The sequence below is a fragment of the Alteromonas sp. I10 genome (assembly GCF_003201515.1).
In the GTDB taxonomy this organism is placed as follows: domain Bacteria; phylum Pseudomonadota; class Gammaproteobacteria; order Enterobacterales; family Alteromonadaceae; genus Alteromonas; species Alteromonas macleodii.
In genome coordinates, this window is sequence record NZ_QJJN01000011.1 from 37,285 (window position 1) to 50,287 (window position 13,003).

At 42.8% G+C, this 13,003-nt stretch carries 11 protein-coding genes; 3 read left to right on the forward strand and 8 right to left on the reverse strand.

The genetic code is table 11. The annotated features are described in order from the left end of the window. Position 1 precedes the first annotated feature (1 nt). On the forward strand, positions 2 to 691 hold the full coding sequence (locus BZA03_RS18020; protein WP_110289494.1) for a 3'-5' exonuclease: 690 nt from the start codon (positions 2 to 4) through the stop codon (positions 689 to 691). Positions 692 to 723: 32 nt separating this feature from the next. Here the strand turns inward: BZA03_RS18020 and BZA03_RS18025 are convergent, their stop codons facing one another. The 3 genes from BZA03_RS18025 to BZA03_RS18035 all read right to left on the reverse strand — a co-directional run bounded on the left by BZA03_RS18025 (position 724) and on the right by BZA03_RS18035 (position 2,972). Beyond that, positions 724 to 1,704 carry a diguanylate cyclase domain-containing protein gene (locus tag BZA03_RS18025; RefSeq protein ID WP_069944997.1) on the reverse strand — a complete coding sequence of 327 codons (981 nt, stop codon included), beginning with the start codon at positions 1,702 to 1,704 and terminating at the stop codon, positions 724 to 726. Between the two features lie 134 nt (positions 1,705 to 1,838). Beyond that, positions 1,839 to 2,258 carry an MAPEG family protein gene (locus tag BZA03_RS18030; protein ID WP_014950813.1) on the reverse strand — a complete coding sequence of 140 codons (420 nt, stop codon included), beginning with the start codon at positions 2,256 to 2,258 and terminating at the stop codon, positions 1,839 to 1,841. A gap of 207 nt (positions 2,259 to 2,465) precedes the next feature. Then, positions 2,466 to 2,972 (reverse strand): fasciclin domain-containing protein, encoded by a 507-nt coding sequence (locus BZA03_RS18035; protein WP_039228607.1) that lies wholly within the window; start codon positions 2,970 to 2,972, stop codon positions 2,466 to 2,468. Between the two features lie 285 nt (positions 2,973 to 3,257). On the opposite strand from BZA03_RS18035, the gene BZA03_RS18040 reads away from it, so the two are divergent. Continuing rightward, on the forward strand, positions 3,258 to 4,418 hold the full coding sequence (locus BZA03_RS18040; protein ID WP_110289495.1) for a lipopolysaccharide assembly protein LapB: 1,161 nt from the start codon (positions 3,258 to 3,260) through the stop codon (positions 4,416 to 4,418). 93 nt (positions 4,419 to 4,511) lie between these two features. Here the strand turns inward: BZA03_RS18040 and BZA03_RS18045 are convergent, their stop codons facing one another. From BZA03_RS18045 to BZA03_RS18065, 5 genes are all read right to left on the reverse strand, one after another. Further along, positions 4,512 to 5,351 (reverse strand): isopenicillin N synthase family oxygenase, encoded by an 840-nt coding sequence (locus tag BZA03_RS18045; RefSeq protein ID WP_014950810.1) that lies wholly within the window; start codon positions 5,349 to 5,351, stop codon positions 4,512 to 4,514. Positions 5,352 to 5,520: 169 nt separating this feature from the next. Beyond that, the gene (locus BZA03_RS18050; RefSeq protein ID WP_014950809.1) at positions 5,521 to 6,732 is read right to left on the reverse strand and encodes a NupC/NupG family nucleoside CNT transporter; all 1,212 of its coding nucleotides are present in this window, start codon (positions 6,730 to 6,732) and stop codon (positions 5,521 to 5,523) included. Between the two features lie 12 nt (positions 6,733 to 6,744). Next, complete coding sequence (gene udk / locus BZA03_RS18055) at positions 6,745 to 7,368, reverse strand: uridine kinase (RefSeq protein WP_014950808.1); 624 nt, start codon at positions 7,366 to 7,368, stop codon at positions 6,745 to 6,747. 208 nt (positions 7,369 to 7,576) lie between these two features. After that, positions 7,577 to 8,530 (reverse strand): hypothetical protein, encoded by a 954-nt coding sequence (locus BZA03_RS18060; protein ID WP_110289496.1) that lies wholly within the window; start codon positions 8,528 to 8,530, stop codon positions 7,577 to 7,579. Continuing rightward, positions 8,527 to 9,423, reverse strand: coding sequence for an ABC transporter substrate-binding protein (locus BZA03_RS18065; protein WP_039231278.1), 897 nt, complete (start codon positions 9,421 to 9,423; stop codon positions 8,527 to 8,529). Before BZA03_RS18065 ends, BZA03_RS18060 begins: the two co-directional genes overlap by 4 nt. 376 nt (positions 9,424 to 9,799) lie before the next feature. Between BZA03_RS18065 and BZA03_RS18070 the strand changes: the two genes are divergently transcribed. Next, the gene (locus BZA03_RS18070) at positions 9,800 to 12,820 is read left to right on the forward strand and encodes a TonB-dependent receptor (protein ID WP_110289497.1); all 3,021 of its coding nucleotides are present in this window, start codon (positions 9,800 to 9,802) and stop codon (positions 12,818 to 12,820) included. Positions 12,821 to 13,003 lie beyond the last annotated feature (183 nt).

Genomic DNA, 13,003 nt, shown 5'->3' on the forward strand with positions numbered 1-13,003 from the left:
CATGATAACGCGAATAATCGAAGCCTGTGCATCGGTACTGTTTGGGAATCGTCAATTCAGAAAGTCGTTACGTGATAAAACGTTGGGCGACACCCCTTTGGCGTCTATTGATTTAGAACTCACATCGTTAGACCCTGTGACAACTCAAATTACATCGATTGGTTATGTAACTGGTTCAGCTGGAAAAATTACGCTTTCCTCCAGTGGCTATCACGTTATTAATACGTCAGCAGACTTAGGACAAAGCCCTGTAATACACGGATTGACCTTAGATATTTTGCAACAAGGCGAAGGCTTAGCAGACGCCATCAACTCATTGCTACCTCTACTGAAGACACATGTTCTAATTTTTCACAATGCGCGATTAGATTTGATGGCGCTTGATAGTGCCTTCAAACGGTGTGGATTACCGCAGATGGAAGTGCTCTATATTGATACGCTTCAGCTCGCACTTTATCAGTTAAACAAACAACATCAGGTGTTACCGAGTAATAGTGCAACGCTAACGGTTTGTAGGCAACGATTAGACTTACCCGCGTTTCCTGAACACAACGCACTAGATGACGCGCTAGCGACAATGCAGTTGTTTTACGCCCAGCTAAATGAATTGGGAATTACTTTGGAGAATTCACTCGAGTCTTTGGCTCATACGAGTGCTGTTGGCCGTTTTAGGCTGGGAGTACTGCATTAGCGTCTAAAGCAAGGCGATGCTAATTATAGTACCTAGGCCTTAAGTTTCGTTGGATGACTCGGTGCATTTATTTTGCCAGCGCTTACCGCTGTCGGCGCTACGAGTTGATTCCGTCCAGAGGTTTTAGCCACATACAGATTTTTGTCTGCTTCTAACATGACGTAGTCGATAGTTTTATTGTCATCAGCATGCTTGACGGCTAAGCCAGCACTTAGCGTAACGCGTTCATACTCAGATGCTGCATGAGGAATATTCAGGTCATAAACCGTTCGCAATAAGCGCTCAGTGACAGCCTTCGCGCCGTCTACATCGGTATTAGGCAGAATAACCAAAAACTCTTCACCGCCAATTCTCACTAATTTGTCCATGGGTCGAAGTAGGGCGTCGTTGATCGTTTTACTGACCTTCCACAAACAGCTATCGCCATCTATATGACCATACATATCATTGAACAGTTTAAAGTGATCAACATCAAAAATAACCAAGGAGAGAGGAGTAACGTTACGCAACCCATCTCTCACTAAACGGGGTAAATAGTCGTCTAAATAGTGGCGATTGTAGGCACCTGTTAACTTATCTACATAGATAAGCTTTTCGAGCAAATCGTTTCTAAGCTTGTGATTGATGTGTGATTTTACACGGTTGCGTAGGGTACAAGCGTTTACCGGCTTCACCACAAAGTCAACGCAGCCTGATTCCCAACATCTCGACTCTTCTTCATCACTTGACGAAGAGGTCACGAAAATAATAGGAATGTGAGCACACAACGGCTTTTTTCTTAACAATGCGGTGGTCTGATGCCCGTCTAATTCGGGCATTGAAACATCCATGAGGATTAGGTCAGGCGTATGGTACTTGCAATATTCAATTGCTTCTTTACCTGAGCCCACAGAGGCGCAGGCGACTGTGTCTTCAAGTAAAGTTTCCAGAACAAGTCTGCTGCTGGCTTGGTCGTCGACAATCAGTACTTTGCAATCTGCTAAAGTTCGGTCGCCAACTTGTTCAATATACACAAGTACTCCTAAACACAAAGGTGAGTGTTCAGGTTCAAGAGTACGCCTAATTTTAGAAAATGTGGATTAACCAAAAGTTTAATATTTAACCATTTGGTTCAATTTCACTCTTATCTTCTTACTTTATATCGTTTCTACGAAAACAAATTAAACACTGCAAGACCAAATACGCCAAAGGTACACAGCGTGCCTATCATATAAAAATAGCTTCTTGGGCTTGGATTTTTTTCTGTAGCGATTGCGTAATACAGTCCCATATGAATGATGCGACTTAGCGCGTAAATCCAAACAAGTGCTGCAAGTATGCTGGTTGATGCGCCAAGAAAAATGCAAAGAAGAGCTGGGAGCGTAAACTGATGAATATTTTCGAGCGAATTATGAAATGTTCTGTGGCTTCTGAATACGAAACTATCATGACTCAATTCCTCGCTGACTTTCCCTGGAATATAACGAGACTGTTTTCTGTGAGCGATAGCGGCAACGATGTTTTGCACGAAAACGGTAAAGCTTATAAGCAAAAGGCCCGCAATACTATATGTGTAGACTGTGAACACGTGAACTCCTTTCTTTATTCCTTGAATGGATTCAGACGACTGGTTGGATGACATCGAAGGCCTGTTTAAACATGCCCGTGACCAATTGACTGTTTAACGTTTCTACGCCGAGACCTGTTGAAGAGATCGAAGCACATGTATAAATCGATGAACGAAAGCACTAATTTTTAGTGCTTTCGTTTTCAGCGCTTTTCGTTGCAAGAGGGATTACAGCGCCGCTTTAACATCGTTTGGAAGCAACACAGTATCGATCACGTGAATAACACCGTTACTCGTCATGATGTCGGCTTTGATCACATTTGCGTCGTTTATCATAACCTTATTCATATCAGTTGAGACCATTACCTTGCTTCCTTCGACGGTAGTGGCATCAGATAGCCCAGCTACATCTTTTGCTGTGACTTTACCCGTTACTACGTGATAAGTGAGAATTTTAACAAGGGTTTGCTTATTCTCAGGTTTCAATAGCATTTCAATGGTGCCTGCCGGGAGTGCAGCAAAAGCTTCATCGGTGGGAGCGAAAACAGTGAATGGCCCGTCTCCCTTTAGTGTAGTGACCAAGTCTGCAGACTTAACTGCGGTGACAAGTGTTGAGAACATGTCGTTGCTTGCTGCGGTGTCGACAATATCTTTATGTCCATCCTTGGCATGATGGCCAGCAACCGCTGAGGCACTCAATACAACTAAGAAGAACGCACTAATTAACTTTTTCATACTCTTTCCTTTTATCTATTAAATTACGTTAAGTGAAATTCAACATCCTTCGTTTCGCCAACTACTGACCTACGCCACTGAAAGCTACTGAATTGAGAATTGTTACGGCACTTCAGGGAAATTTGATGATTAACTTTGTGTAATGCCAAGTCGCAATTTATGAGCACCTAAGTAAGCGAGTAAAATTATGCGTTGAACGAGCTTTAAAGTGAGTTGTAAATAAAATGTAAATTCAAGGCGCACTGCTATACTTAATCTATCGAGTAAATAAGAAAGGTGCCTATTATGAATGCTCGACTCGCTGTTCCTTTGTTGTTATGCATAGTGCTTGCCGCTTGCCAATCTACTGATAATCAGCATGGAAAAGCTGCGCCCACTTTGTTAAATGACAGTCTCTTTCCTTCCTATACGTTATTTCCCGTAGAGTCTTCAGATGAAATTTTTTACTTAGACGAAGACGCACAGTTTTTTGCTGAGCAAGCGGTCTATGAAAAAAGCGCGCTGCAAAAAAATGTAAAAGGGTTAGTGAAGGCCATATTTGACCATTCTGATCAGGGAATGCTTTACAGAAACGGTGCTAACACCACAGCAAATACTACGTTCAATAATAGAGCCGCGAATTGTTTGTCTCTTTCCATTATGACGTATGCGTTAGCGAAACATGTAGGGCTACAAGCCACGTTCTACGAAGTAGAAATCCCTGAATACTGGACTCGTCGAGAAGGGTACAGTTTACTAAATGGTCATATTAACTTACGAGTTCAACTTCCAGAAGATCCCAATGTCGTCTCTATTGGAGGAAGTTTTGCGGACGTGGATTTCGACCCCCAAACCCTCAGAAGTTACTTTCCTAGAATCGCTGTGTCAGAGGAAAAAGTTATAGCGATGTTCTACAACAATAAGGGGGCTGATGCGCTTGTTGCCAACAGTTATACCAAGGCCTATAGCTATTTTAGGGCTGCTGCTACCATCGCACCGGAACTGGCCCAAAGTTGGGTCAATCTTGGAGTACTCTATCGAATGGCCGATGCGTACGAACAAGCAGAGGCGGCCTACAAGCATGCTTTATCTTTGAATAGTGAAAACCTCACAGCATGGGAAAATTTATCGATACTTTATCGTTATCAAGATAGGTTTGAAGAGGCGAAAACAATCAACCAAATGGTGGATACTAAACGCCAAAGCAATCCCTTTTACCACTATATATTGGGTGAACAAGCTTTCGATAATGAAGAGTACGAGGCAGCGATATCATATTATTTAAAGGGACTAAAACTTGATAACACCCGTCATGAAATTCTGTTTGGATTAGCGAAAACGTATTTTGAAAGTGGAGACATAACCAACGCTGAGCAATACTTGTCTCGCGCTATCAAGCACGCAAATAACAGGCAAGACAAGTCTCGTTATCAGTCCAAATTATCAGCTTTAGCGAATAATCAATGAAGTGGGTGTTGAGAAGGTAGGCGGTATAATTCAGGCAAAAAAAAGCCGCAGACTAGCTGCGGCAAAAGAATAACACTACAAAAGGAACTTAATTTATATAACGCCCAGCTCACGAAGGCGCTCTTGCAGGTATGACCCTGCGGTATGACGTTCTGAAAGAACAACATCTGGTCTAGGGTGTAAGAACAGTGGCAATGAAATACGAGATTTCGTCATGTCAGCACCATCTGGGTTTACAACCCTATGCGTAGTTGATGGGAAGTATCCGCCAGACGCTTCTTGAAGCATGTCGCCAATATTCACAATCAAGTTCCCGAAATCACAAGGAACTTCAATCCAACTACCGTCTTTAGCTTGTACTTGCAATCCAGGCTCGTTGGCTGCAGGCAAGATAGTAATCAAATTAATATCTTCGTGAGCAGCTGCGCGAATTGCGTCTACTTCTTCATCACCTTTTAGTGGTGGGTAGTGCAGTATACGTAGCAAGGTTTGATCAGAATCTTTGATCATGTCACCCAGCGGTTGACTGTACTTATCGCTCACCTCTGAAGGAGAATGTTTTTCTATCCAACCCAATAGCTCTTTCGCTAGTGTGTTTGCTTCCCCATAGTACTGGGAAATCTGCGGGTGTAGCGCTTCTGGACACTGACCCCACGGATAGAAGTGGTAATACTCTTTAATGTCTTTTTTCGTAAAGCCTTTGGCTACCTCAGAGACACTCTGAGGGAAAAATCCGTCTTGTTTACCCTTGTTGTACAGGTAATCGTTCTTCTCTTCACTGTCGAAGAAGCCCTGCCAATTGTCGTAAATACCTTGAACTAATGACTGTTGGATAGGGTGATTTTTTAAAACACCGAACCCTGTCTCGCGAAGTGACTTCACGAATTCTTCTTGTGCGTTTTCCGCTTGGTAATCAACAGCAACTAATTGCATAACTTTATCCCGTATATTTTGACTGCGGCATTATAAAGGTAGACGGGCTACAGAAAAAAGTCGCAGAAATTGACATAAATCAACCCCGCGAGGAATTTGCGCGTAATTTACAGAAACCTGACCAGTTAGTCTAGTAAAATCTTGACCAACTGGTCCAAATTAATGAAATTTAACCAAGAGAGAGGTAAAAGCCCGCTAGCGCGGCACTCATTAAGTTAGATAACGTTGCAGCAATAACAGCTTTTAACCCCAGTCTCGCAATTTCTTTTCTGCGTGTTGGTGCCATGGCACCAATTCCACCCATCAAAATAGCGATAGAAGAGAAGTTTGCAAAACCACAAAGTGCAAAGGTGATAATGGCCTGAGATGCTTCAGATAGCTGTGATTGGTTCTCTAGGAAGTTTAGGTAGGCAACAAATTCGTTAACTACCATTTTCTGACCAATAAAGCTGCCTGCAAGTTGCGCTTCCTCCCATGGTACGCCGATTGCCCATGCAAGAGGTTGAAGCACATAACCCAGGATCCCTTCAAACGTCACGTTTTCATAGCCAAATAATCCTGCTGTCCAGCCAATAAGGCCGTTAAACATGGCAATAAGTGCTATGAAAGCGAGTAGCATTGCACCTACGTTTAACGCAAGTTGCATGCCTGATGCAGCGCCACTGGCGGCTGCATCAAATACATTGGCGTAGCCGGTATCTTCCGCATCTACGTCATGTAAATCTTCATTTGGCTTACTGGTTTCTGGCAACATGATTTTTGCCATAAGTAAGCCACCTGGCGCAGCCATAAAGCTGGCTGCTAGCAAATACTTAAGATCTACCCCCATGCCTGCATAGCCCGCCATTACTGAACCAGCAATTGACGCCAAACCACCCACCATAATGGCAAATAGCTCAGAGCTCGTCATATGTGGAATAAATGGGCGAACCACAAGAGGCGCTTCTGTTTGGCCCACAAAAATGTTGGCAGCAGAAGACATGGATTCAGGTCGGCTAGTTCCCAGCGCTTTCTGTAAAAAGCCACCGATAACCTTGATGATCAAACCCATTACTTTGAGGTGATAAAGAACGGCAATAAGCGCCGAGAAAAACACGATAACTGGAAGCACGTTAAAGGCAAAAATAAACGCGATCGACTTGTCACCAATAGGACCGAACAAGAAATTAATGCCTTCTTGGCTATAAGCAATGATGTTGGCGACAAAACGCGTCGCGCTCAACAATACTTCTTTACCAGGTTCAGAATACAGGACAAACGCGCCAACGGATGCTTGAATAGCAAATGCGCCACCAACGGTGCGCCAATTTATATTGCGTTTCGCCGATGATAACGCGAAGGCAATACCCAGAAGGACTGCAATGCCCAGTAAACTCACCATAGTAATGTTCCCTTAAAGAAGCGCTTGCTGAATGTGTGATTTGATCACATCTAATGCAATTTGGTTTTTGCCACCTTGCGTCACTACTACGTCGGCAGTGAAGCGGCTAGGTTCAATAAATTGATGATACATAGGCTTAACAGTTTCTTCGTACTGTTTTGCCACAGATTCAATACTACGACCGCGTTCTTTTAGGTCGCGCATCATTCTGCGCATCAAACAAATATCAAGAGGAGTATCAATGAAGATCTTCACGTCGTACAAAGGAAGTAGATCAGTACGAGCTAGTAGCATGATACCTTCAAGAATAATGACTGGCGCAGGATTTAGACGCTCAGTTTCAGGCAAACGCGTATGCGTTTTATAGCAGTAATGTGGATAGTCAATAGGCTGACCATCGCGCAATGCTTGCAAGTGTGCTTTCAAAAGCTCATGTTCAAAGGCATTCGGGTGATCATAGTTGTTCTTCTCACGTTGCTCCATGGGAAGATGATCTTGCGCACGGTAGTAGTGATCCTCGCGCAGCACTTGAACAGGGCGGCCTTGAGCACTGAAGCCGTTAAACAAATTTTTTGTAAAAAGAGACTTCCCAGAGCCAGAAGCTCCAGAAATGGCAATAATAAGTGGCGATTGCATAGTACTATAAAGCTGATTTTGTTGGTGCAAAGATACGCGTTTAGGCCTCGCGAATCAATGTTATATTCACAAGTTCTCGGTTTTTGGATCGGTCTTTGCTAGAACTTTATCGTATTTTCAAGGTATTGCAGGGCGTTTAGTCAGCTTACAAAAAATACCAAAAAGTTCTCCAAGTGGTCAGTTTTTAACTGAACAAGTCAAAATATCGCTAGTTACCAATTATCTCTATATCGTCGTCCTTAATACTCGGTAATGCATACGAATGCTGCTTCGAGCGAGAGCCCTCACCTTGCGCTCTGGGCGGGTAGTAGGTTTCTTTTTCATCAACATAACCAGAGAATACATCATCAAGTGCAGCGCGTATTTCGCTGAGGGTTTTATCTAAATTTGCATTGAAATCTGGGCGTTTTCGCTTGGTGTGGCCCAATTCGATCAATCGACCAAAACACTTGTTAGCCAATGCCATTAACTCGTGTGGCACATCTTTGTGAGGAGGCAGAGACTCATTTGGGTTATCTATGCAGTATTTAACTAGTGCGGTATAGAAACATAGAGGTTTGTTTTGTAGTGTCACTACTTTGTCATCAATACCGTTCGAAATCGTTTTTTCCTGAAGGTTGATAACAAGCTTTGGTTTAGGAGGAAGCACTAATTCTTCAAGTGAAGACTGTGTTCGTCTCTTCTTACTCGTAAAAGCGAAAAGGGGAGCAATAAGAAACGTGAGTAAAATGCCAAGCCAACTAAGACCAACCTCATTAATAGGTGCTCTACTATTGATAGAAATATTTATGGTTTGCTCTGCATTCTCGAAGGTGGTGCGGTGTAGTGCTGGATATTCAGATAAGTCTGACTTGACCTGAACTCCTTGGATTTCGCTAACGACAACAGGAAGTGCCTTTTCTTCGACTACTCGATTAAGGCGTTCAAGGTAACGACCTATAGCATATCTGTTCTCTGGCGTGTTCAGCGTTTCATTTCCCACATCAAGGAAAGCGCTATCTAAACTGATTCTTCTCTCAACTACGTCAATAGCCCGGTGAATAGAAGATTGATGCGCGAAATACTGGCCTACAACAGATGCAATTTGCAATGAAATTAGCAATAAAGAGAAGGTAATTGCGAGCTTAATAGGAGACCTAGGGCGAAGCTTTATTTTACTCATTTGTTACACCCTTCTTCCAGCGTAATATTTTTGTAATATGGTCTCGGGTGGGTTGTCGCTATTTCGTAAACAACCGACTGCACAGCGCAGAATAAGTCGGTATTTTGAGTCTGCATCTTCAAATACCATTGCATGCCGCTTACGCTCTCTAGCAGTGGAGATATATAGTTTTTAGAGAAAGTTTCACCGTCTTCTTCAGCCCAATACGTGGATATAATATCGACCTCGCCTGCAAGGAGTGCGCGCCTTAGTTCTTTATGAGAACTGTAATAAATAATATCGATATTGCTACTGTTCAGGCCTAAATGATGGAGAACGGTTTTCGGCACTATATGGCCAGAGCGACTACTTGGATAATCAAGAAGACCTATGCGTTTTCCTAGAAGATATTCTTTGCTTAACGTTGGCTTCTCTCTGAGAGAAATGAAGAATGCGGGATAGTCGGGGTGCGCGGCTAACTTCGTTAGACCGTATATTTTGTCAGCGCCGAAAGCGTCTACTATATTACTTTTCACTAAAGCGAGATCAACAACGCCGTGATTGATGTATCTAAAGGTGTCGTAATCGCTTTGTCCAACTACTACCTTTATGCCGCTATATTGACGTTTTATTGTACTGTCCGAGCATAAGCGCTCATTAACCATTTCTGCGATACGACCATCGGTTATATAGGCAGAAAATATGTCTTCATTTCCAGATAATCCCGTTTCGCAGGTTAATATTTGACCGGTTTGTGGCAGAATGTCATCATAAAAAATAGAATTTTTAAAATAGCTAGCTACGCTACACAATAATGCAACGACAGCAAAGACAATCCACTTTACAGAGGTAACAATTCTAAAATCTGTCAAAAAAACGACCAAATGAATTAACGATTTATATGCGGATTTCATCAGTTAAGGTTACTTATTGCAATAGGTAAATTTATTTTAAAATAGTAAGTCATTGTTATTTTTGTTATTTTTATGGGTAAACCTGATTTTTATTAAACGCTGTTTATTAGTATTCGATATGGCAAGAATAGGAACAGCTAATCGCCGTGAATTGACGAGAATAATAACAAGTAAATTAATCTGACCATTTGGTCAAGATATTTTTTGCAAAGTCAAAGGCCTAGGGGGATTGCTGCTAAATAAAAATGTAAAGTTGTAATAAAATTGACATGAATCTCTATAACAATTTCGTCGGTTCATATTAATTGAAGGTCGACTACGGGAAATACCCTACTAGCGAACCTAAAAACAAATTTAAACAAAAAGGGAAACACACATGAGAACATCAGCAAAGTTCAGTCGCATTGCGGCTGCGGTTGCGCTGTCAATCGGTTTGTCGTCAACTGCAATGGCGCAGGTAACGTCATCTGAATTGAACGGTAAAATTATGGGCCCGCAAGGTAACCCTGCAGCAGGTACTGTAGTAACAGTTACTCACGTTCCTACTGGTGCTGTTAAAACAGTAACAGTAAACAGTGGTGGTACGTTTAGTCTTCGTGGTCTTCGCGTAGGTGGTCCATACACAGTAGTTATTGATTCTGACGAATTCGCTGATCAAACTATCAACGATGTTTACCTAGAGCTTGGTGAATCAGCATCTATCGAGCGTATGCTTGAGCCAGCTGCTCAATACGAAAACATTGTTGTAACTGGTTCTCAGGTTAGCAGCCTATCTTTCGGTCAAACTGGCCCAGTAGCAAGCTTCGACCTGTCTACTCTTCAAGAAGCACCTGCTATTAACCGTGATATCACTGACATCGTGCGTATTGACCCACGTATTTACGTAGACGAAGGCGGCAGCAACGGTATCCAGTGTGTGGGTAAAAGCCCGCGTTTCAACAGCTTGACTGTTGACGGTGTTCGCATGAACGACCTATTCGGTCTTAACTCAAACGGCTATCCAACAGAAAGAATGCCTTTTTCTTTCGACGCTATCGCAGGTGTTTCAGTTGAAATCGCACCTTTCGACGTAATCTACGGTGGTTTCTCTGCGTGTAACATCAGTGCCGTAAGTAAAACCGGTACTAACGAAGTTCACGGTTCTGCATTCTACGATTTCGGTAGCGACAGCTTACGTGGTGACTCACTTGAAGGTGATGATATCACTCTTGGTGGATACACTGAGAAACGCTACGGCTTTACCGTTGGTGCACCGCTTATCAAAGATAAGTTATTTATTTTCGCAGCATACGAAAAACTTGAAGGTGCAAATACCTTCGACCGTGGCGCAATTGGTTCTGGTGCTATAAACGAAATTAATATTACACAAGAACAAGTTGAGCAAATTCAGTCTATCTCTCAAAGTGTTTACAACTTCGACGCTGGTACAGTTCCATCAAGCATGGCGAACGAAGATGAAAAGCTTCTAGTTAAATTAGACTGGAATATCAACGATCATCATCGTTTAGCATTCACTTATAACTACAACGATGGCAACAACTTCGCAGAATCTGACGGTGATTCTGATGAGTTTGAGTTCTCAAGCCACTTGTATGAGCGTGGCGCAGAGCTTCAGTCTTTCATCGGTGTGCTTTACTCTGACTGGACAGACAAATTCTCAACTGAAATCCGCATTGCACGCACGGAACTAGATAACCTTCAGCGTTCTATGTACGGTGACGGAAACCCAGGCGGCAATGACTTCGGCGAGATTAAAATTGAACTGACTAACCCTGATTCTGACGATATCACTGTTTACCTTGGTTCAGACGACAGCCGTCAAGCCAACGACCTAGACTGGGATGCAACTAGCATCATGTTCCGCGGTAACTATTACTTTGATAATGGACATACGCTTACCTTCGGATATGAAAGCGATAAGTTAGACATTTATAACTTATTCGTTCAGCACTCTGAAACGTCTATCACATTCCAGAGCATCGAAGACTTCCAGAACGGAACTAACGCAGAGATAGAATATGGTTATGCATATTCAGGTGATTTGAACGACCGTGCAGCAGAATGGGGCTATACTGCTCACTCTACATACGCACAAGACGAGTTCTACCTAACTGATGACCTGAAAGTAGTTGCTGGTCTTCGTTATGACTGGATCACAACGTCAGATCGTCCAGTAGAAAATACCGAATTTACTGATTCTTATGGTTACAGTAATACTGCAAACCTAGACGGTGTTGATCTACTTCAACCACGTGTTGGTCTTAACTACACCCTAAGTGATAGCACGGAGCTACGCGGTGGCTTTGGTCTATTCTCAGGCGGTAACCCTAACGTTTGGATGACCAACAACTACCAGAACACTAACGTAACTGGCGGTGAAGTTGAGGGGGAATACGCAAACCTTCTAGATGGTAGCGTAACCTGGGTAAATACTGAAGACGGCGTTACAGCTGGTCCTGGTTACTCAGTACCTTCAGACTTAGATGCGGCGATGGATGCTGGCCAAGGTGACAACTTCGAAAGTAATAACCTTGACCCAGATTTCGAAATGCCTAGCGAGTGGAAAATCTCTGCAGGTATGACGCATATCACAGACGAAGACTACGTATTTAACCTAGATCTATTGGTGAGCATCACGCAAAATCAAGCGATGATTAAATACAAGGGAATCGAAGCTGTTGGCGTTACTGAAGAAGGCTATATCGATTACGACCGTACTGGTTATGGTTCTCTTGAGTTGACTAATTCTGATGAATCTTCAACTTCATACTCATTAACTGCGACCATGAACAAAGCATGGGATAACGGAATCTCAGTAGTTGCGGGTTATAACTATAGCCACGCTGAAGATGTTCAGCCAATGACTAGCTCGGTAGCGTTCTCTAACTACCAGTACAGAGCGTTTACTAACCCGAATGAAGAGGTATCTTCACTTTCAGATTGGAATATCGCACACCGCTTTACATTAGACTTCCGTTACACAACTGAACTGATTGATGGTTACAACACAACTTTCTCAGCATTTGCAGTTGCGCAATCTGGCAGACCTTACAGCCTTGTTTACTCTAGAAACGAAGGTAACGCGATCTTTGGATTTACTCCTTACTTAGATAGCGGAAGTGTTCTTCCAATGGGCGCTGAGCGAAATGACGAAGAAAGTCCATGGTGGGCAAAAGTTGATATCGCGGTTCGCCAAGATATCCCAGCGTTCCATGAAGATCATACTGCTCAAGTATCATTCGTAATCGATAACTTCACAAATATGCTGAATGACGATTGGGGCATTCTTGAAGAAGCTTCGTTTAATACTGTTACGCTAGGTTCTTCGAACGCAACTCCACGTCAAGGTGATGCATCACTTTGGGAAATGCGTGTAGGTGTTAACTACCGCTTCTAAGCTGTAGAAAAACACTAGCTACAAGTTGTAGTGTTAGGTGCCACTCTCCTTAACAGGAAGTGGCACTTTTTTATGCCCGCCATTAATCTCACAACCATGCAATCAAACGATCCTCCGCTTTTTTTAATGATCTAACTACGTACATTAGCCGAAGTAATTGACGACAAATTTTTAAATGCTCGC